The following is a 20,868-nucleotide window of genomic DNA, read 5'->3' on the forward strand; positions in this document are numbered from 1 at the left end:
ACGATGACTCGGGTCTGTTTCCCACACTGACGAATCTGACGCACGGTAACCGATTCACCGTGCAAGGGATGAATCGGGTTAGTAATCTTTATACTTCCCGAAGGTCGGTTGAAGCTGTGTGTAGTCTGAGCGTAGCGTTCCGACAATGAATGACCGAGCCTTGCAAGCGCTTGTCAAACTGGCACTAGAACCAGAATGGGAAGCGCGATTTGAACCCAACAGTTATGGGTTCAGACCTGGTCGCTCATGCCATGACGCAATCGAAGCAATCTTTACAGTAACCGCGCAAAAAGCCAAATACGTGCTTGATGCCGACATTGCCAAGTGCTTTGATCGCATTAACCACAAAGCGCTGCTGGAAAAACTAAATACATTCCCCACCATTCGCCGACAAGTTCGAGCTTGGTTACAAGCGGGAGTGATGGACGGGAAAGAACTATTCCCGACCAAAGAGGGAACACCACAGGGTGGGGTCATTTCTCCGCTACTGTCAAACATAGCCCTCCACGGCATGGAGAACCGGATAAGACAAGTTAATAAAACAGCTAACCTTATCCGGTACGCAGATGATTTTGTCATCCTGCATCCTGATATTACCGTAATACATAAATGCCAGCAGGTAGTAGCCGAGTGGCTCTCATGCATGGGATTGGAATTGAAACCTAGCAAAACTCGAATAACCCATACTCTAAACCAGTGTGGAGATGAAAAACCTGGGTTCGATTTTCTCGGATTCACGGTCTGGCAGTTTCCGGTAGGAAAATATCATTCCGGACACTGTAATGGAAAATTGCTAGGATTCAAAACCATCATCAAACCAAGCAAACAGACGCTGAAAAAACACACCGAATCATTGCATAAAGTAATTAAATCTCATCAGGCAGCGCCCCAAGAGGCGCTTATTGGGAAGCTTAACCCGATAATCAGAGGATGGGCTAATTATAATCGCACGGTATGCAGCAAAGAAATCTTTGCAGAAATGAACACTCGGATGTATCAGCAACTTAGAGCTTGGACAGTTCGCCGTCATCCGAACAAAAACCGAAGGTGGGTTGCTAACAAATACTGGCACACAGTAGGAGGAGACAACTGGGTTTTTGCAACTAGGAAAGAGGGTCAAATCATTCGCCTGATAAAGCACTCCGAAACATCAATTGTTAGACACATAAAAGTGCAAGGGGAACGCAGCCCTTACGACGGAGATTGGGTCTACTGGAGTACAAGAATGGGTAAACATCCCGCTGTTGGCAAGAGGAAGGCAACTCTCCTCAAGCAGCAGCAGGGGAAATGTGCCCATTGTGGACGTACCTTTAAAGATGAAGATGTGTTGGAAATCGACCACAAAATCCCCAAGTCACAAGGCGGAAAGGATAGTTACATCAACCTCCAACTGCTTCATCGGCACTGCCACGATAAGAAAACGGCATATGACGCCGTAGGCTCCAAAGAGTTAGAGATGGAATGGCTTGACGCTAACCCTTTCTAACCGCCTAAAAGAGGTTCTCATGACAAGAGCCGAGTCATTGAGGAGCCGTGTGAGGGGAAACTCTCAAGCACGGTTTTGTAGGCGAGGCAGGGTAGCGATACCCTGTCCTTAGCCAGCGATTGCATTTCGTGCCGCAACTTACGCCAAGATGCAGCCACTGCGAGGGGGAAGATTCAGTGATAACTGAGGCGATTCGCCTTCATTAATCCATGATGCCTCAGCATTACCGTAGAGCATCTGACTTGGTTGGGACTTTAAATCATCGGCTTGAATACTGGCACTGGTAGGTTCAGTTCCGATATTAACAGCGACGATAACTTCTTCTCCTCCCAAAATCCGAGCAAAGACATAAACAGTTCCCTCAGCATAGAGAACTTGATAGCCACCTGTACGAAGAGCCGGGTGAGCGTGACGTAGAGCAATCAGTTTCCGGTGGTACTCTATAACATCACCCTCCCAGTGAGCTTCCAGCGGAAAGCCACGACGAGAATCTGGGTCTAAACGACCCGGTAAGCCGACCTCATCGCCATAGTAGATACTGGGAGCACCAGGAAACGTCAACAGCAATAGCGTTGCTAACTCCACACTGGGTTTATCGCCTCCAGCAATTGAAATCAGCCTTGCTGTATCATGGCTGGCAAGCAAATTCAGTTGGGTTAGCTGAATCTCCCAGGGGTAAAGTTGCAGCAATTCTTGGATTTTATCGCCATACTCCTTGGCAAATAGAGGAGGGTAGGGATGGTAAGATCGGTCTTGCACTTGCTCAATGTCCACGCGATCGCCTGCGGTAAAAGCAATGGTGGGTGCGGCAAACAGGTAGTTCATCACTCCGTCAAACTGGGTACCATCCAGCCATTCCCGCGAATCTCCCCAGACTTCCCCAACAATATAGGCTTCAGGATTGGCAGCTTTGACGCGATCGCGAAATTCTTGCCAAAACCCTGGTGTTTTAATCTCAAATGGCACGTCCAAACGCCATCCATCAATGCCGAACTTAATCCAATATTCGGCAATTTCCATAATGTATTCCCGTACTTCGGGATTCTCATGGTTAAACACGGGCAAGGCTCGATTTTCAGCCCAACCTTCATAGTTAGCCGGAAATTCACCGTTATAGGGAGATACCGGCCACTCGTGAATTTTGAACCAATTCACCCAAGGTGAATGAGGGCCATTTTCCAGAACATCGTGGAAAAAGAAAAAGCCACGACTGGAATGATTAAATACCCCATCCAAAACCACCTTAATATCACGTTGGTGGCAGGCATCTAGCAGTTCCTTAAACGCTGGATTTCCCCCCAACATGGGATCGACCTGGTAATAATCATGGGTGTGATAGCGGTGATTACTAGCAGATTGAAAGATGGGAGTGAAGTAAATCGCGTTAATGCCTAAATCCTGCAAGTAGTCCAGTTGCTCAATGACGCCCCATAAATCTCCCCCCTTGTAACCTTGGAGCGTCGGCATCGCATTCCAGTCTTCCCAACGAGCATTCTTCAACAGCCGCTTGCGAGGTTGCTGGCTTCTGGCAAAGCGATCTGGAAAAATTTGGTAGAAAATTGCGTGTTTAACCCAATCCGGCGTTTGAATCTGCATAGATGATTCACTAGTATTCCACCACCAGATTAAAGATAGTCGCCATTTTCTGTGTCGAACTTCTGGTAGAAAATCATTGAGCGTTTTGTCAAAGAGTACCCTCAAGGGTACCTGCAATAGCTCAAAAGATTGTCCAGAATACAGAGTAGTCACTAAAACAGCTTTTGAATACCTAGAGTGATTCGCAAACCCTGTCGTTGGCAAAAATATTGTGGAGCTGCTTTCAATACAACCTTTCCAGGAAAGCTATCAGCTATAGGGGGGTTGTCCACCATCAGTACGAGAAACTCATGTCGTGTTAAGACTGAATGGGTCTATATAACCTGTTATCTACTTCAGCGATCGCCTACGGCACCCGCAAAGCGGATCGCCTTCATCACTGGGTGAAAAGGCTCTGGACTCCTGACAGAGACTTGCTGTCTTGGCAAATTCCCACCCCTTAAATGTTTCGTGTTTTGAATTGCACACTGAATTACGCAAGAGGTCAGATATGCAACCTGAAAAAATTTCTGCTGGATTACTAGTTGCCCTAGAAGACTACCAAGCAGAAGGTGCAGAAGCTTTAACCCCACTCAAGCGATCGCTGGGTATCATCTCCTCCCAAGAGAATCTTAAGCCAACCCGTACCGTTGTTTTTATTTACTGTGACGAGGATGCTAATCTTGAACACTTAGCAGAATATGACATTTATGTCAATCAATCAACAGGCCGTGTGCGGACGGCAATCTTACCAATCGACAGTTTAGACCCCTTATCAGAGGAGCCTGCCGTTCATCGCATCAAGCCATCACGTTACTTGCGACCGCTGATGGACGTTGCCCCTGCTAAAGTCAATCTACCGCAGTTTAAAAGCCAAACGGGGCTAACGGGCAAGGGTGTAATTATTGGCATTGTAGATACGGGTATTGACCCCAATCACCCTGCCTTCCAAGGACGGATTTTACGCATCTGGGACCAAGAACTACCAGGTTCGGGCGTGGCAGAGGGCGGCTATGGAATTGAATTGACCGAAGGACAACTGACCACATCCCGTGACACCGAAGGTCATGGAACCCACGTTGCAGGAATTGCCGGTGGTGTTGATAGCACTTATGCAGGTGTAGCGCCTGGGGCAGACTATGTGATCGTTAAAAGCGACCTTCAGGATGCCCACATTGCCGATGGCATTCGCTACATTTTCCGGGTAGCCAAGGAATTGGGACGCCCTGCTGTAGTGAATCTGAGCCTGGGCGGACATGCCGATGCCCACGACGGTAGCGACTCGCTTTCCCAAATCATTGATGCTGAATCGGGGCCAGGACGAATTGTTTGCTGTGCGGCGGGCAATGAGGGCAATGACAACATTCATGGTCAAGCCGTGGCACTGCAAGGAAATACGCGCACGATGCGTTTTAATGTCCCTAACCGGGGTGTCGGAGTCGCCTGGTTAAATGCTTGGTATCCTGGTAACTGCACCTTTGAAGTATCAGTGCGGACTCCCGGCGGATACGTAACGCCTTTCCAACCGATACTCACGGGTGACAATCCAGCGCAAAACTACACGCTAACTGATGCGCGGATTGTGATTGCCACACCTGGCCCTGACCCAGTCAACGGCGATCATAATTTCTTCGTTCAACTTCGTGGTGTCGGAAGTCTTCCGGTTAAAGGAGGAATTTGGCAACTGCGGATACGCAACACTTCAACGACTGATGGGCGGATTGATGTGTGGACACTCGACGGTCAGCCGAGTCCTCAAGTGATTTTTACGGGTACCAGTGCCAAGGATTCGATGAAGATTGGTTCCCCCGGAGCCTCGCAGCGTGCCATCACTGTTGCCTCCTACACGACGAAAGTGGAATACACTGATATTGATAATAAGCCGCGCGAAGTTGGACTGGATTTGGACGACATTTCTGACTTTAGCAGCGAAGGCCCTCTGCGTAATGGCGAGCAGAAGCCGGATTTAGCCGCACCTGGAGCGATGATTGTTTCTGCACTCTCGGCTGATTCCAGACCTTCGCGAGGGGAAATGGTTAATGCCAAGTATGTGGTGAAAGCTGGCACGAGTATGGCGTGCCCATTCCTCGTTGGCCTTGTTGCCCTACTGCTAGAGCGCGATCCGAGCCTTGAACCAGAGGTTGTGAAGGAACTACTGCGAGAAAATAGTCAGATTCCAGGGCAGCCGGCAGGGACTTTTGACATTAAATGGGGCTTTGGACTGATTAATGCTCTAAATCTATAGTTTTCCGATAGGTCTGTGATGCTGTAGGGGTAAAAAACTTAGTACCCCTACTTTTTCCTAACTAATGCGCTAGAAGGGTGAAAGATATTTAATTCATAAAATTGGCAATGAACTATAAGAAACTCGACACAGCGTTGGCTATGGCGCTCAATGAGGTTCAGGACTCAGAAGAACAGAGTTTAGTAGTCTTTATTCACACTGAGCCAGTCCCCGATGCTAAGGCTACTGCTTTTTTAGAAAGCTTGGGCGTTAACGTTACGAAAGGACGGGATGTGTTTACGGCAACTCTGTCTGCCAATGCTGTGTCGCAGTTATCCGAACAGCCTTGGGTGCAATATATTAGGCTATCTCAGAAGTTGCGATCGCTCGATAAGGAGTGAGGAAGATGCTTGCTTTGATTGTCTTATGAATTTGTCTCTACAAGCAGTAGGTGCAACACGGATGTATCCCAATTTTGTAAAGTCAATCTTCTCCTTTCCCATTCCTATTAAACCGCAGGTTGGTAGGAGTTGTAGATTCCTGAAGACAAGCTATGCTTTACTAACCATTGCTCCTTTTCCGGCGAAGTATCTAACCAGCAACCAATCATATCCGCCCATTTCACTGGCATTTGCATCTGTTTCCAGGTTTTGTAAGAGGCCTCAGAAAGCCTTAGATACAACTCTGGATCTGAAAGGAGTTGTTCAATACAAGCTGATAGCGCAGTAGAGTCACCCGCCGGGAAAATCATCGCATTAACACCCGACTTTAAATGATTGATAAACATGGGGTGATCTGAAGCAATGACTGGCGTTCTAGCGCACAAAGCATGAGTAATGGCGAGAGGAAACCCTTCAGGATACTCATGTCGGCTAGGAACTAAGACGATGTCAGCTTCTCGCATCAATGGGACTACAGTTTTATTGGGAATTAATCCTAAAAATTCCACGCACTCTTCAATTTTAAGTTCTTTCGCTTGCTGATGGAAAACTCCCGTTTTGTCTGGCCCTGCTAGCTTTAATCTCACAGAGACGTTCTTTGCTCTCAATTGAGCCATAGCGTTTAAAATATCGCCGACTCCCTTCCCTTCTATCATCGAACCAACGTAAAACAACTGCCACGTTTTTCCATCGTTTTGAAGGTTTTTTGCCTCGAAAGAAGCAGGGGACTCAGTTCCTATAAAATTCCAGGGAATTATTTTTCCGGGTTTAACTCCTATCTTTTGCAGAGCTTTTGAGGCATCAAGTCCATAATTTCCCACCCACTTAACTTGTTTGTGATTCAAATATCGAGCTAGGCAATAACTTCTCCATTTGTTTAACAAACCTCCTCCCGTACCTACCGATTCTGCAAACATGGCTAGGGTGGGAATTTGGTTGTCAATCGCCCACCGAAATATTTGTCTAAACGCTGTCCGAACGATTAAATGAGTGGGTTTGTAGTCTTCGATGAGCTGGAGCAACCGCTTGATATCGACATTGTCTTGAAATCCAGCTCCGATGGCACAAACTCCATTGGATAAAATTTCATGGTACGGCTCTGTGGTTAAACAACAAAGCACCGCCGCCTCCTCAATTCTTTTGCCTATTTCAGCGACGGCATCAACAGAATATTTCTGAGCGTAATAGGTTTCTTCTTTCCCTGCATCAAAACGCTGAACAGTCTCGCGATAATCTCCCGCAAACTGTACGATTAATAAACGCATCTTTCTCTCCTGGTTCATGTTGAATTATTCTCAAGAGCGCGGCAATAGAAAAGATTTAGTAAACGTTTAGATGCAATACTATCGAGGCGCTTGGATCATCATGTTCAAACCAGATACCCCCTGTGTAACAAAATGTAGAAATATCTTTTAAACACACTCAATCTTTGCATAACCGAGATTAGACTTGCTATTTGAAAAATTCGGAGAGTTGTGTTTACTTTTTCTCTGCGCAAGATAGCAGGTGGAAACACCAACTATCGTCATCACTGAGCAGGAAATCACCGACAGACGTGATCGCTCATTTGACAAGCGCAACTGTAGTCGTAGTATTCACCCATTTAATCTACTGAAAATCTATCGATTTAGAGTAAATAAAACAATGCTATAATTGCATAACTTAGACCAAAAAGCAAGTCTTTTGAGTAAAAATCGGGAACGCAAGTTGAACTCCAGGAGAACTAACGGCATCGACAAAGTTTTTATTAGCGCGATCGCATCCTTCTGTATCTTTAGGTAATTGCTGGCTTAACATCACCCCTTAGATAGATTTATCCCAGAAATCAAGGTTAAATCAGCGGTTACTGCACTTACAGCGAGAAATCACAACTACTTCAGAGAATTCTTTACCGAAACTTTATTTCGTTGTAAATCTTTTCCATCTTCACTTTTACTTTATAAGTAAGATCTAAAGTAATTCAAGTCAGGGTTGTATCGGTTGATTCACTCGAACGGTAGAGGAAGTAAAAGTTCCGCCGGATTAAACTAAGAAGCGTCAGATGGTGATTAAGTATTACCCCTAGTATTAGCTTATGTTGTCCTGTCAGAATCCCCTTTTACGTGTACTTGTGGTTGATGACCATGAATTAACACGCTTCAGCCTAGAACTAGCCCTTAAGGCGCAAAGCCATATCGATATTGTTGGTCTGGCTAGCAATGGCAAAGAAGCGATCGAAATGGTTGAGCGCTATCATCCTGATGTGATCATCCTCGACCTCCAGATGCCAGTCATGGATGGATTGAGCGCATCCTCCCACATCAAGAGTATCGATCCGAGTACCCAAATCATTGCCTATTCTTCTGTAGAAGACCCACAGCTAGAGGTGATGAGCCAAACAGCACCGATTGATGTCTTTTGTAAAAAAGATACTGCAACCAAAGAGTTAATCAACTTAGTCAAGCAACTGGGTAACCGTAAGACTAACCCCCTACACGATCATAGGAACGGAAACTTATAACGACTAGTAACAAACAATCAATAAATAGCCGCTCTAGAGAAAAACAAAAAGAGCGGCTTAGTGTAATTGAGTATTAGTTAGTTAGCTTCTGGTGCATCTGGGAAAGTAATCTTAAACTCTTCAATCAAGTCGTCTAGTTCTTCCAGCGCCTGATTTACGTCAATTCTCAGGGTGCCGAGGTCTGGCTTCTCTAAAAGCTGTACCAGAGACTCGCGGTGGCCTTCAATCAGAGCAATTTTTTCTCGAAGGGTTTGTGGGTCCATCATTGGTTTTGTTTACCTCACTCCTATCTGCCTACAAATTAAGCCTAGCGCAGGAAGGGAGGACGTTTATGGTTCGTCGGCTTGTTCTTGATCACTTCCGAAATAAACCGCTTTAGGGCTTTCTCTCGATTTTTCATAAAAGCAGACCAAAACCCCGGTTGAAACTCATCCATTGTTTTAGCCAAAGCCCATACATCTACCGCCAGGATGTTATACAGCGTTTCATCCTCTTTTTGCAGGGAATTGAGCTGTTCTAGGATGATACGATTTTTTCTGGTAGTTTTTTGATCTTCTTCTTTGAGCATTTTTAAAACTCTACTCTGGTATTCAAGGACAGTAGACAAGGTGACTGGCTGATCTTATGGGGTCGTTGTGCTAATGACCCATACTTATTAATGACTGAGGCTGCGCTCAGCAACGCTTGTGCCCCGACAATCGCACAACCTGACCTAGAAAATCTCTGCACTTTAGCACAAAGTCTTTGGATAATAGAAAGTTGTTCGCTCCCTCTTGCTCCTTAGCCAGAAGCAACACGACATCCACACTACCGACTTTGTCCAATACCACTCCAGATGTCACCCACAGGCAAGGATAATAAAACTGAAGTGATCTCTCGATAAATAACTTAATTACGATGTTACGCCAAACTTCCTTGGGAACGTTAGGTTTGTCAGTCGGTGGAATTCTCGCCCTTATGGGTTTTGTTGCCTATGCTACCGGCAATGCAACATTGAATCTTGTCGGATTCTTCTATGGAATTCCGATTTTACTCGGAGGGCTTGCCCTCAAAGCCTCTGAATTAAAGCCCATAGGCTTGAGCCAACCCACACCTCCGTCGGTGCTGAAACTCCGAGAACTCCAAGCCACCTCCACCCAAAACCAAATTCGTAAAGATGTGACACGGTATCGCTACGGTCAAACCGCCCATCTGGATAGCTCCCTCGAAAGCCTAAAACTATCCCCCACCGATGAGGAAAGACCGTTGCTTGTAGGATTACGAGAAACTGAAGTAGATGATGCCTACACCCTGATTTTGGAATTTGAGTCGCCGCTGATTCCCTTCGAGACGTGGCAACAAAAACAGGAGAAGATTGAAAAATTCTTTGGGCCTGGTATTCGAGTCGATTTATCACAAGTTGATGAAAGCCGGGTTGATGTGGCACTAATTGCAACACCTCAAGCTGTCATGAGCTGAAATTATTTCTCTAGACGCACGACGTACCACTGTAAATACCCTTCTGGCCCGACATCCAATTCACAGGAGGTTTCCATCAGATACTGAGCTTGCTCGTCTATAGAAGTGAACTTTTGCACATCTCGCGGCAAGTCATCCTGCCGTTGGCTCAAAACCGCCTTGAGTTTTTCGAGTAACTCTTCAGGAGTGAGGATTTGTTCCGGTAGGTTGGTTTCCAGAAGCACATAAGCATCTTCCTGGAACATAATCGAGTCTGGCATTTTATCGTCCTGTCTTGAGCATGAGTTGAAGGTTGGAAGGTTAGAAGGTTGAAGGTTAAGAATTTTCATTCCTACTCCTACTCCTTCCCAGAAGGCTTCGCCAACGGAGAACGCTAACGCGAACGTTGTGAGTTTCTGCTCGTGGTGCCTAACTAGCGATCGCTATGCTCAAGTTTACCTGCACACAGCCCTCAGAAGACTTGCCAGTATTGGATGCTTCCACTTTGACATTTGACTTTTAACGTTTAACATGTTCCTCTCCCTGAACTACGAACCCGCACTGGAATCCTTAGGGTATGACTACTTTGATGAAGTAGCCGCCGCAGAATTTCCTTGCCATATCCTCCGGTTTCGCAATGATCAACTTTTACCCCTACTGGAACTCAAGCCCGAAGAGGTTACGGACACTGATTTTATCCAAGCCTTTGGCAAATTTCAGGGGGTGCGACCTTTTTTGGCCTTGCGGTATCACGGCTATCAGTTTGGCGAATATAACCCCAGGTTAGGAGATGGTAGAGGCTTTCTCTACGGTCAAGTGCGGGGTATTGACGGGGAACTGTACGATTTCGGTACCAAAGGTTCTGGCACGACACCTTACTCTAGAAGTGCCGATGGGAGACTCACCCTCAAAGGGGGTGTGCGGGAAGTCCTGGCAGCGGAAGCGTTGCACAATCTCGGCGTCCGCACGTCCCGTTGCTTGAGTTTGATTGAAACGGGGGAGAGTTTATGGCGGGGTGATGAACCGTCTCCCACCCGTTCTTCTGTGATGATACGTTTTAGTCGTTCTCATATCCGGTTTGGCACGTTTGAACGGTTGCACTACTTTAAGCGTGCAGACTTAATCAAAAAGCTGTTAAACCACGTCATTGAGCAGTACTATCCGAAGATTACCCCCCCTACCCCCCTTATTAAGGGGGGAGAGCAAGGAGAAACTTTTGTTCTCGGGGGGAGAGAACCGAGTTCAGATGAGAGCGATCGCTACGTTCAGTTTTACGCGGAGTTAGTGGAGCGAGTCGCTCAACTGGTGGCACAGTGGATGGCAGCAGGCTTTTGTCACGCTGTCTTGAATACTGACAACATGTCGATTACGGGTGAAAGTTTTGATTATGGGCCTTATGCCTTTATCCCGACCTATAACCCTAGTTTTACGGCTGCTTATTTTGACTATTACGGACGCTACTGTTACGGCTATCAACCTGAGATTTGTCGATGGAATTTGGAAATGCTTCAGCGACCTTTAGCCGCTGTAATTCCCCAATCCGATATGGATGCGGCATTGGCAAAGTTTGGTGAGCATTATTACCTGAATTATCGGCAGTTGATGATCAATAAGTTAGGGTTTGAGCAGTTGCCGGAAGCGCAAGCTGAGGAGTTATTGGGGTTAACGATTCAATTTCTTCAAGATAGCCAGATGGGTTATCATGCTTTCTTTGCCGAATTAGCCCAGCAGTTTGCCCTTAGCTGGCGAGATGATGTGGGTCAGATTCTCAGCCAAGATCCGTTTTTGCAATTCACCGAGCAATCCTCATTAGCCAATTGGCGAGATTCATACTATCATATTTTGCAGGATTTGTCAACGGATGAGTTGAAGGATATTGCCAAGCGATTACGGGAGAAGAATCCAAAGACAGCGCTACTGCGACCTGTCATTGAAGAAGTTTGGGGTGCGATCGCACAAAATGATAATTGGCAGCCTTTTTACGAGTTGTTACAGCGGATACAAAATAAGGATTAAAGGCTGAAAACAGCACTTCCATCCAGTTGAGCCTTGATGAGCTGGATTAATTGGCTAGTTACAAAAGGCTTAGTCAAGTAACCATTTGCACCCATTTCATTGACAATGTACTGAGCATGATCAATAGGTTCAGCCGTTATAAAAATAAACGGAATTTTGGCTGTTGCTGGATTTTGACGAATCTTCAGCAAAACCTGATAACCGTTCAGTTCCGGCATTCGGATGTCGCAAATAATAACATCAGGCATCTGTGCTTCAGCGAGCTGCAAACCTAGACGACCCCTTTGAGTACCAATCCCCTGAAAACCATGAACATCAAGCACATCTAGAATGGTTTCTAGAAATAAGCAGTTATCATCGATAACAAGAATTTTGGGCAGTTGTTTGTCTGGAGCGTGTTTGTTCACTCAGTCGAACCAATTTGAGGGCTAGTCAATTGAAGGCTGAAGTATGAAGTATGAAATTACCGGGCTCACTTCCTCATCCTCACCTAAGGCTCCGGTCATCTGGAGATTGGCGCTACCGCACAAAAACTAATACCAGGCTACGCTACCTGCATAGCAGCACGTAGTCCAGCATGTACTAATTATTTTTTTCACCTAGGCAATGCCAAAGATCTGCACCCACATACTGTACAATTCAAACTGTTTTAGTCAATAAAACAGTGTCTGTGAAAACATCACCAAGATAACCTATTCCTTAATTGTAAGAATACAGGACTTTTGTGAAAATTTCGTGTAGCAATGGAGAATAAATTGAGCAATCTGCCAAATTAATTTGGCAGTTGAAACTCAGGCAATTTCCTTAGCAGCAATGACCTCCATGAGGAACAGCCGAAATGGATGCTCATGCTTTTTCTCCCGCAGGTAGCTAGGAGAGTTGTTTGAGGCGATAACCAACACCATGAACCGTTTCAATCAAATTACTAGGAGCGCCAACAATTCTAAGTTTCTTGCGCAAACTTTTGATGTGAGTCTTGATAGTGCCCTCTTCGGGAGAGTTTTCAAGAGACCAAAGACGTTCGATGATCGTATTGCGACTCAGGATTCGCCGTCCATTGCGTAGGAGCAGTTCCAACAGCTTATATTCTTTGGGCGTTAAGCGCAGGCTTTTTTCGCTATAGCTGACTTCGTAGGTTGCTGGGTCGAGAGTCAAGTCTCCCCACTCCAGAATTGAAGATAATGTAGAACCCCCGCGCCGTAGCAATGCACGAATTCGCGCCAGTAACTCAGGAAAATCAAGGGGTTTGACCATATAGTCATCGGCTCCAGCGTCTAAACCAATGACTTTGTCGGTACTCGTGTCGCGAGCCGTGACCATCAAAACGGGCACAGCATATCCGTGGGAGCGCAATCGCTGACACAGGCGAATACCATCCAGCTTGGGTAGCATGACATCTAGCAAGATTAAATCATACTCAAGAGTACTGATTTGGTTCCAAGCTGATTCTCCATCAGCGGCAACATCAACTACGTGCAGGTGATCCGTGAGGAATTCTGCGACAACTCCTGCTAGGAGTTCATCATCTTCTACGAGAAGAATTTTCATCGCAGGCGCTAATTGAGACGATTATCCATCAAAAAGCATAAACAATAGGATAAAAATAATGTCTTAAGAAAGATTTTATGGCTAGGATTATTTTACATCACTAGGTAAGGTGAGAATATGTGTCCTGAAGCGAAGGTAAACATCCTCCTGGTTGATGAGCAGCTAAAAAACTTGCTGGCTTGGGAGGCAGTCCTGGAGAAGCTGGGTCAGAATTTGGTGAAAGCCCATTCGGGTGAGGAAGCTCTGAGATATTTACGCCATGAGGAGTTTGCTGTGATTCTCCTGGATATGCAGATGCCGGAGCTCGATGGATTGGAGACGGCAAGGCTGATTCGTGAAAGGCGTAAGTCGCGGCACACTCCAATTATTTTTATGACAAATAGTGATAAAGGGTTGAGAGGTTATTCCCTTGGCACGGTGGACTATTTATTAAAGCCAATTGTGCCGGAAATCTTACTCTCAAAAGTGTCAGTGTTTATCTCTCTATTCCAGAAGACACAGGAAATTAAACAGCAAGCGTCACAACTGAAAGCCTGTCAGCAAGAACTAAAGCGTGAGAGGGCTAAGCGCCAACAGACAGAAGCCACATGGCAACGGGCGAAAGAAGCACTAGAGATTAAGTTGGCAGAGCGCACAGGAGGATTAAGGCAGGCGAAGGATGATAGGGTACTTGTCGGCCTGATGGATGTCTCAGTAGATATGAGTGAGTTCAAACCAGCGGAACTCACCCTCCAGGAACTTAACCAGCAATTAGAATGGAGAGTCCAGCAACGCACAGCTGAGTTACAACAGACAAACGAACGCCTTCAAGCCGAAGCGAGAGAGCGGCGTCAGGTGGAGAAAGCTCTGCGACAACGCACACAACGAGAGCGACTGCTCACAGAAAGTGTTCAGCGCATCCGAGAGACGTTGGATCTGAATGTAATTCTCAACACCACCGTGGAGGAAGTGCGGCAATTGTTTGAGGTAGATCGAGTCTTAGTCTATCGGCTCTGGCCTGATGGCACTGGCAGTACGATCGCCGAAGCTGTGGTTTCTGGTTGTCGGAGAATTCTGGGACAGACGTTTCCAGCCGAAGTCTTTCCCCAACAATTTCATCAGTTGTATTGCCAAGGCAGGGTTCGTGCCGTCGTCAATCCAGAAACTGACCAGGTGACCCCTTGTCTGATTGACTTTCTCAAGCATTGGGGAGTGAAATCTAAACTGGTCGTTCCCATTGTGTACCAAGGAGAACTCTGGGGACTACTGATTGCTCATCACTGCTGCCAACCCAGGCAATGGCAGAAGCTAGAGATGGATTTACTTCAGCAATTAGCGATTCAGTTGGCGATCGCAATTTATCAAGCAGACCTCTATCAGCAGCTGCAACTGAAACTTGTCGAGCGCCAACTTGCGGAAGAAGCGCTGTGCCAAGCTCGCGATCAGCTGGAAATTCGGATTGCCGAGCGTACCGCCGAACTCACCCAAATCAACCGATCGCTACAGGCTGAAATCTGCTGCCGAGAAGCCGCCGCAAGACATCGTATCGCTGCCGAAGAAGCACTCAGAACCAGCGAGGAGCGCTTTCGGGTTGCGCTGAAGAATTCGCACATCACGGTCTTCAATCAAGACACCGACTTACGCTACACTTGGCTCTATAATCCCATTCCTGGCTTATCGCTCAAGCAGGTTGTCGGAAAATTAGACTGTGAGATTTTTGGGACTGAAGACGCTCAACGGCTCACAGCGATCAAGAGCCGAGTGCTAACAACAGGGGTGGGAACACGAGCAGAAGCGTCTATTACCATCAACAGCGAAGTTCGCTACTACGAGCTGACTGTAGAGCCGTTACTGGGGTCAATGGGGGAAATTACTGGCATCACTTGTGCCACTATGGACATCACCGAAATTCGTGCCAGGGAACAGCAGCTCCGAGCGATCTTCGAGAGTTCACTTGATGCGATCGCGATCGTGGATGACAAAGGCACCTATGTAGAGGCGAATCCCGCCGCCAGCCAGCTCTTTGGTTTACCCCTTTCCGAACTCATTGGCAAGTCAATTACCCATTTGATGGCACCAGACTTCGATTTTGAATCGATGTGGCGCACGGTTGTTAAGCTTGGGCAGGGAACTGGAGAGCTGAGGCTCTTGCGTCCAGATGGTACGGTGCGAGACGTTGAGTATGCTGCCAAAGCCAGCTTTCTTCCGGGGCGGCATCTGGCTGTTCTACGCGACATCACTGAGCGTAAGCAGACTGAAGAAATTCGCCGCGCCTTAGAAGCCGAAAAAGAGCTGAGAAGACTCCAACTTCGCTTCTTTTCAATGGTTTCCCATGAATTTCGTACCCCCTTGAGTACGATTTTAGGCAGTGCTCAATTACTCAAATCGTGTAATCAGGGATGGACTGAGGAAAAGAAACTCAGAAATCTCGGTCGCATTGAAACGGCAGCTAAAAATATGACTCAACTGCTCGACGATCTTTTAACCATCAATCGAGCCGAAAGTGGAAAACTAGAGTGCCATCCTCAGCCCCTCGATCTGGAAAAATTTTGTCATTCTATCGTGGAAGATTTGGAACTCCAGACGAACTCCAAGCATCCCATTAATTTGACCATTCAGCATCAATGCCCAACAGCCAATTTGGATGAAAAACTCATGCGTTCTATCTTAAATAATTTACTGTCTAATGCTATGAAATATTCACCTCAAGGCGGTCAAATAAACCTTACTTTAAACTGTAATCCAGAAGATGCAACGTTTCAAATTCAAGACCGAGGGCTTGGCATTCCCCTAGAAGACCAAGCCCATTTGTTTGAGCTATTTCATCGCGGTAAAAATATATCCAATATTCCTGGGACAGGCTTAGGTCTCAGTGTGGTTAAAAAGTGTTTGGAGTTACAGGGAGGTGAAATTTTTATCCAGAGCCAAGTTGGAGTCGGTACAACGGTCACAGTTAAAATTCCATTGATTTCAGCCAGCCACCCGTTGACTGAATAAAGCATTATTGTTTAACAGCCGTTTCTAGTAGGGTGCAGTAGCCAGAAGATTTCTAGTCAGGAAAGTCTGGAATTACCCATTTTGGGGGTTCCATCAGCTTTTTGATTCGTGCGGCTTCCGCAATTTCCAGCATCGCGTCTAACGAAGTGTCCTTGATGAACTTTGAGGCTTCTGCTGCAAATTCCTGATTAGGACATTGGTCACCTAAAATGCAGCCATTGACGCAGGCTTCGGCGCAGTTGATGGTAGATTCCACTGTAATCTCCTTTCTCAAACTCTCCAGACTAATCAGCAGATAGATATCTCAGGGTTATGGCTTAATTTTAACTGAACAAATTGTAAGACTGTCCCGAAAAAACTTCCTATCTTCGCAAAATTTTTTAAACTCGCACACTCTCTTTTCAGACGATTTTAGACACAGTAGAGGCACGACATAGCCTAGTGATGTCGTGCCCTAAAGGTTATCTAAATTAAGAATAGGTGGCAGGTGGGAAGGTTGAAGGTTAAAGATTACAGTTTTTCATTCCCACTTTTTCGGAGAAGACTAGCTCTTCAAATGCGCTCCGAAGGAGCGAACGTTGTGAGCGTATCATGACAACTGAGCTGTTATTTAACCGAGACAGCATCAACATCCACCGTTTTTTCACTAGTGTTTTCGGTGTTGGAAGCTACAGTTTCACCTACACCTTTACGAGCTTTAGCTGTATCAATAAGTAGCTGGGAAACCTCGGAAACGAGCAGCGTTAAAATTACAACATCATCGATTTGCCCAATGATGGGGATGAAGTCAGGAGAGATATCGATAGGGCTAAGAATATAAAGTAGTGAACCCAAGACCACCCACCAACGGTACTTAGGATTCCGAAGCGTGTTGCGATACCAGTTGTAAATAGATTGGGGAAAATTGTTCATGTGTCTACCCTCTAGTTACTATTAATATTGCCAAATTAACGGAGATACTTCCGGTGTGGATAACCCCCCTGATTTTGTCTAGTTTTAATCAACAAAGGGGTTGACTCTGGGGACTTGGAGATTAGGAATGGGTGATATTTTGCTTTGCAAGCCAGGATTTCGGTCAGCCCAGATATTAGCGCAGCAGGCACGTTCAAAAGCGCGAACACCTACTAGTGTACCTCTTATGGGGGATGCTGACTTCCACTTTTCTATGATAAGAGTGACCAACCATGTCACTATTCACGATTTACTACTGACTGCTCACTATTCATTCAGTATCGAGATTCCCCTCTAGAAGGGGTTATACAAGTGCACGATTTAAGCTAGGTTAGTGAACTAGCCAGAGAAAATAACATCAGCCTCTTTGCAAGTTGCTCGAAATCCATAGAATTGGAATGGCTTGCACTTTACAAGGAAAAGTTGTGCTTTGCGCTCAAGGGAGGTAGGAACAAACTGTGGATATTAGGGAAATCATACAAAAGGGCGGACCAGCAATGTGGCCATTGTTGGTTTTATCGATCCTCGCTTTGGGCACAATCTTGGAACGTATGTGGTTTTGGGCAAGCATCTTGTGGAAAGAACGGCAAATTGTAGAGCGCGTTCTGGATGCGGCAGAGAGCAACTGGCAAGTGGCGAGAGAAATGGCTCTAGAAGGACGACGACAGCCAATTGGGCGATATCTATATGCTCCCTTACGGCTGTCTAACCCTGACCCAGAAGTGTTTCGGTTGGCGTTAGAGGCATCAGCTGATGATGAGTTGGCGTTAATGCGTCGAGGAGACAAGCTCCTCGAAGCCGTAATTACGATTTCACCTCTATTGGGGTTACTCGGCACGGTTCTGGGTTTGATTCGCTCCTTGCGTTCCATTAGTTTTAGTGACTTAGGCACAGCTTCAGTGGCTGGCGTGCCCATCGGTATTGGAGAAGCGCTGATTTGCACAGCGACAGGCATGATTATCGCGATTGTCAGTCTCGCTTTCTATCGACTTTTCCAAGCGTTGTGGCACAACCAGGTCAGAATCTTCCGCAAAGCCGGGAGTGAGTTAGAGTTACTGTACCGACAAGATTGGTCGCAAGGCGAAATCTCCGATACTTTTAATTCCGCGAAGCTGAATCCCGCAGAGGTGCCTGAAGTCTCTGAAAAGTAAATTGACTCGACAGAACGTTAAAGCGAATTGCGACGATAGCATGGCAGCATGGCTCCAGTAACTTATGTCTTCTAAGAAAAAAATTCTTCCAGCTCCAGCCCATGTGACACCCCGCCCTCTGAGGCTCCGGATAGATACCCAAACCGAGGATGTTCGGATTGACCTGATTCCGCTGCTTGATGTCATTTTTTGTATTCTGACATTTTTCCTTCTGTCAGCCGTGGGCTTATCTCGCCAGCAGGCTATTAATGTCGATATCGCGGTGCCCAAAGCCAGTACTGGGACGCCTCAGGGACGGCAGATTTTAGTGGTTAGCCTCAACGAGCTGGGTCAAGTTTACGTTGAGAAGCAGCCAGTCACCACCAAAGATCAGTTTCTGCAAAAATTGCAAGCCTATCGTCAAAAGAATCCTGATGGGTTGATGGCGCTGTATGCTTCAGCCAATGCCAGCTATAACCAGGTTGTGCAGGTATTGGATTTGTTGCGCCAAGTTGGTGGCGATCGCGTAGCGCTAGCCACGATTCCTGGGAAAACAGAGCAGGCTCCTGGCTTTAGTCCTGCGGCACCACCAGCCACGGGTGTTCCTAGCTATACACCCTACCCAGGCGATGGTTCGCTTGGGGCTTATCCTTATGGTACGCAGAACCCTGCTAACCCCATCAACCCAGCTCAGCCTCAAATTCCGGCTAATCCAGGACAATCACTGCCAGGGTTACCCGGTGATAACCTCAACAATCCACCACCATTGCCGGGACAAACAGGCGTTAACCCAGGAAATTCAGCTGCGCCGACTCCTGGTACTCAGGGGACTCCCAAAACGAATAGGGCTCCTGGGAATACAGCTGCGCCGACTCCCGCTACTCAAGTGGCTCCCAAAAGGACTGCGGCTCCTGAAGACTAACAGAAAACTAGGCCCATTTCGAGACAGATTAGCACAGTTGTTTCTTGCGTTTTAGCCAAAAAAACCTAACCGTTGTGCTTCATGCCAAAATTGAAAATCCAAAATCTTTGCATCGCTTGGCTTGCGGTGCATCCCGTTTTTACAAATATATCTACTGTAGGGGCACAGAGCCATGTGTCCCTATCATGCGGAAGCAACTTGCCTTTTGCGATCGCTCCTCCAATAGGTTCGTCTTTACGACATGTCGTCTTCCACCACTTACAGCTCACTCAGATATATTTTTCTTAATGCGTATATTTGATAAGAATCTGGAGAATAATTTCCTTATTCGGTTAGCTTCCTATGCTTTACTACTAGGTATTATTCTGATAACGCTGCTTTCTATTATTAGCTCATTTAGAGGAAATTTTCTTTTAGAACTATTCTCTCATTTTAAGATTCAGTACTTTGTATTAAATTTCTTATTATTTGGCTTGCTCGTACTGGCTCGAAAGCAAAAGTTCACAGTCATTGGTTTATTTTGTTTGTCAATTGTTTTAGCTGAAATTGTTCCTTGGTACATCCCTCACACAAACATAGGAATCAACAATCCAACTAAGCTACGAGTTTTAAGTTCAAATATCAATAATGAAAACCAGAGATATTCCCAGGTTTTATCCCTTGTTAGGCAAGAAAAACCGGATATCGCTGTTTTTATGGAAATTAATCAAGACTGGGTAAAACAGTTAGATTCATTAAAAGATATTCTTCCCTATACGATTGCCAAGGCTAATCCCTATAATCTTGGCATTGCTGTGTATAGTAAGCATCCCCTAAAAGATGCTTCTCTTACTTTCTTTGGAACGTCCCAAAATCCCAGTATCGTAGGAAACTTAGATATTAATGGACAAATTGTTTCCCTAATTGCTGCTCATCCACCACCACCTATCAAGTCAGCGTTGTTTAAGGCTCGTAACCAGCAACTCAACGAAATTGGTAAATATATCAAGTCCCTGAAAACAAGAGTGATTATGGTTGGTGATTTCAATATAACCATGTGGTCGCCTTACTATAAACAATTTATTAGTAAGGCTGGGCTGAAAAATGCTCGAAAAGGTTTTGGTATTGTCCCGACCTGGCCGAGCAAGACCAATTATCCACCTTATTCAAAAATGCCTTCTCTCTTAACGCGGTTATTATCGATTCCTATCGATCATTGCTTGGTTAGTCCCGGCATTAACGTGGCGAAGATTCGGGCTGGGTCTTATGTTGGCTCAGATCATCGGCCTTTAATTACAGATTTAGTTATTCCTGAGAAGAAGACTTGATACCAAGTAGTATTGAACAGTGTTTAGTAGACCTATCTTGAAAGTCTACTTTAATCCTTTGTTGTGAGTGACAGCTCATGGTGTCTCTTGCTCTCATTCAATTTTTGCCCCCCTAACCCCCAATAAAAAAAGGCTTTGTCCTCTCTTTCTCCCCTAAGAGGGGAGAAAGAGAGGGGTGGGGGGAACCGGAGTTCAAAGTCCCCCAGAATTGGGGGATTTAGGGGGCATTCCAGGATTTATGCAGGAGGTCTAGTGAACAGTAACTATATCCTTATCACTTTTAATCAGCTACACATCGACCCCTCTAACCATCCTTGAATTCGGGGGGCACAAGAAACATATATGTAACAAATATT

At 46.0% G+C, this 20,868-nt stretch carries 21 protein-coding genes; 11 read left to right on the top strand and 10 right to left on the bottom strand.

Annotated features, from left to right (window positions below):
• Positions 1–145: 145 nt before the first annotated feature.
• On the top strand, positions 146–1,486 hold the full coding sequence (locus V6C93_RS07765; RefSeq protein ID WP_333476082.1) for a group II intron reverse transcriptase: 1,341 nt from the start codon (positions 146–148) through the stop codon (positions 1,484–1,486).
• Positions 1,487–1,624: 138 nt separating this feature from the next.
• Here the strand turns inward: V6C93_RS07765 and V6C93_RS07770 are convergent, their stop codons facing one another.
• Entirely contained in the window at positions 1,625–3,082 is a 1,458-nt protein-coding gene (locus V6C93_RS07770; protein ID WP_349262646.1) for a glycoside hydrolase family 13 protein, read from the bottom strand.
• A 308-nt stretch (positions 3,083–3,390) separates the two neighbouring features.
• Here V6C93_RS07770 and V6C93_RS07775 point away from each other — a divergent pair, with 308 nt between their 5' ends.
• The 3 genes from V6C93_RS07775 to V6C93_RS07785 all read left to right on the top strand — a co-directional run bounded on the left by V6C93_RS07775 (position 3,391) and on the right by V6C93_RS07785 (position 5,686).
• A complete protein-coding gene (locus V6C93_RS07775) occupies positions 3,391–3,525 on the top strand; it encodes a hypothetical protein (protein ID WP_333476084.1) in 135 nt (44 codons plus the stop codon).
• A 47-nt stretch (positions 3,526–3,572) separates the two neighbouring features.
• A complete protein-coding gene (locus tag V6C93_RS07780; protein ID WP_333476085.1) occupies positions 3,573–5,306 on the top strand; it encodes a S8 family peptidase in 1,734 nt (577 codons plus the stop codon).
• A 107-nt stretch (positions 5,307–5,413) separates the two neighbouring features.
• Positions 5,414–5,686, top strand: coding sequence for a hypothetical protein (locus V6C93_RS07785; protein ID WP_333476086.1), 273 nt, complete (start codon positions 5,414–5,416; stop codon positions 5,684–5,686).
• 107 nt (positions 5,687–5,793) lie between these two features.
• Here the strand turns inward: V6C93_RS07785 and V6C93_RS07790 are convergent, their stop codons facing one another.
• Both V6C93_RS07790 and V6C93_RS07795 read right to left on the bottom strand, forming a co-directional pair.
• Positions 5,794–6,990, bottom strand: coding sequence for a glycosyltransferase family 4 protein (locus V6C93_RS07790; protein ID WP_333476087.1), 1,197 nt, complete (start codon positions 6,988–6,990; stop codon positions 5,794–5,796).
• A 397-nt stretch (positions 6,991–7,387) separates the two neighbouring features.
• Positions 7,388–7,522 (bottom strand): hypothetical protein, encoded by a 135-nt coding sequence (locus tag V6C93_RS07795; RefSeq protein ID WP_333476088.1) that lies wholly within the window; start codon positions 7,520–7,522, stop codon positions 7,388–7,390.
• Positions 7,523–7,799: 277 nt separating this feature from the next.
• On the opposite strand from V6C93_RS07795, the gene V6C93_RS07800 reads away from it, so the two are divergent.
• Complete coding sequence (locus V6C93_RS07800; protein WP_349262644.1) at positions 7,800–8,225, top strand: response regulator transcription factor; 426 nt, start codon at positions 7,800–7,802, stop codon at positions 8,223–8,225.
• A gap of 77 nt (positions 8,226–8,302) precedes the next feature.
• Here the strand turns inward: V6C93_RS07800 and V6C93_RS07805 are convergent, their stop codons facing one another.
• Complete coding sequence (locus V6C93_RS07805; protein WP_349262647.1) at positions 8,303–8,488, bottom strand: hypothetical protein; 186 nt, start codon at positions 8,486–8,488, stop codon at positions 8,303–8,305.
• Between the two features lie 44 nt (positions 8,489–8,532).
• Complete coding sequence (locus V6C93_RS07810; RefSeq protein ID WP_333476091.1) at positions 8,533–8,793, bottom strand: hypothetical protein; 261 nt, start codon at positions 8,791–8,793, stop codon at positions 8,533–8,535.
• 329 nt (positions 8,794–9,122) lie between these two features.
• On the opposite strand from V6C93_RS07810, the gene V6C93_RS07815 reads away from it, so the two are divergent.
• Positions 9,123–9,683 carry a DUF2854 domain-containing protein gene (locus V6C93_RS07815; protein WP_333476092.1) on the top strand — a complete coding sequence of 187 codons (561 nt, stop codon included), beginning with the start codon at positions 9,123–9,125 and terminating at the stop codon, positions 9,681–9,683.
• A gap of 2 nt (positions 9,684–9,685) precedes the next feature.
• Here V6C93_RS07815 and V6C93_RS07820 read toward each other — a convergent pair whose 3' ends face one another.
• Positions 9,686–9,943: a chlororespiratory reduction protein 7 gene (locus V6C93_RS07820; RefSeq protein WP_333476093.1), complete on the bottom strand. Its 258-nt coding sequence runs from the start codon at positions 9,941–9,943 to the stop codon at positions 9,686–9,688.
• 250 nt (positions 9,944–10,193) lie between these two features.
• Here V6C93_RS07820 and V6C93_RS07825 point away from each other — a divergent pair, with 250 nt between their 5' ends.
• Complete coding sequence (locus V6C93_RS07825) at positions 10,194–11,678, top strand: protein adenylyltransferase SelO (RefSeq protein WP_333476094.1); 1,485 nt, start codon at positions 10,194–10,196, stop codon at positions 11,676–11,678.
• Here V6C93_RS07825 and V6C93_RS07830 read toward each other — a convergent pair.
• A complete protein-coding gene (locus tag V6C93_RS07830; RefSeq protein WP_333476095.1) occupies positions 11,675–12,085 on the bottom strand; it encodes a response regulator in 411 nt (136 codons plus the stop codon). The two genes, V6C93_RS07825 and V6C93_RS07830, sit on opposite strands and share 4 nt — an antisense overlap.
• 463 nt (positions 12,086–12,548) lie before the next feature.
• Positions 12,549–13,226: a response regulator transcription factor gene (locus tag V6C93_RS07835; RefSeq protein WP_333476096.1), complete on the bottom strand. Its 678-nt coding sequence runs from the start codon at positions 13,224–13,226 to the stop codon at positions 12,549–12,551.
• A 117-nt stretch (positions 13,227–13,343) separates the two neighbouring features.
• Here V6C93_RS07835 and V6C93_RS07840 point away from each other — a divergent pair, with 117 nt between their 5' ends.
• On the top strand, positions 13,344–16,202 hold the full coding sequence (locus V6C93_RS07840) for a PAS domain S-box protein (protein ID WP_333476097.1): 2,859 nt from the start codon (positions 13,344–13,346) through the stop codon (positions 16,200–16,202).
• Positions 16,203–16,254: 52 nt separating this feature from the next.
• Here the strand turns inward: V6C93_RS07840 and V6C93_RS07845 are convergent, their stop codons facing one another.
• Complete coding sequence (locus tag V6C93_RS07845) at positions 16,255–16,458, bottom strand: hypothetical protein (protein WP_333476098.1); 204 nt, start codon at positions 16,456–16,458, stop codon at positions 16,255–16,257.
• 350 nt (positions 16,459–16,808) lie between these two features.
• Positions 16,809–17,114, bottom strand: coding sequence for a YkvA family protein (locus V6C93_RS07850; protein ID WP_333476099.1), 306 nt, complete (start codon positions 17,112–17,114; stop codon positions 16,809–16,811).
• Between the two features lie 497 nt (positions 17,115–17,611).
• On the opposite strand from V6C93_RS07850, the gene V6C93_RS07855 reads away from it, so the two are divergent.
• From V6C93_RS07855 to V6C93_RS07865, 3 genes are all read left to right on the top strand, one after another.
• Entirely contained in the window at positions 17,612–18,304 is a 693-nt protein-coding gene (locus V6C93_RS07855; protein ID WP_349262645.1) for a MotA/TolQ/ExbB proton channel family protein, read from the top strand.
• A 64-nt stretch (positions 18,305–18,368) separates the two neighbouring features.
• The gene (locus V6C93_RS07860) at positions 18,369–19,205 is read left to right on the top strand and encodes an ExbD/TolR family protein (RefSeq protein WP_333476101.1); all 837 of its coding nucleotides are present in this window, start codon (positions 18,369–18,371) and stop codon (positions 19,203–19,205) included.
• 44 nt (positions 19,206–19,249) lie between these two features.
• Complete coding sequence (locus V6C93_RS07865) at positions 19,250–20,512, top strand: endonuclease/exonuclease/phosphatase family protein (RefSeq protein WP_333476102.1); 1,263 nt, start codon at positions 19,250–19,252, stop codon at positions 20,510–20,512.
• Positions 20,513–20,868: the final 356 nt, after the last annotated feature.

This window comes from Allocoleopsis sp., assembly GCF_036703385.1.
Taxonomy (GTDB): domain Bacteria; phylum Cyanobacteriota; class Cyanobacteriia; order Cyanobacteriales; family Coleofasciculaceae; genus Allocoleopsis.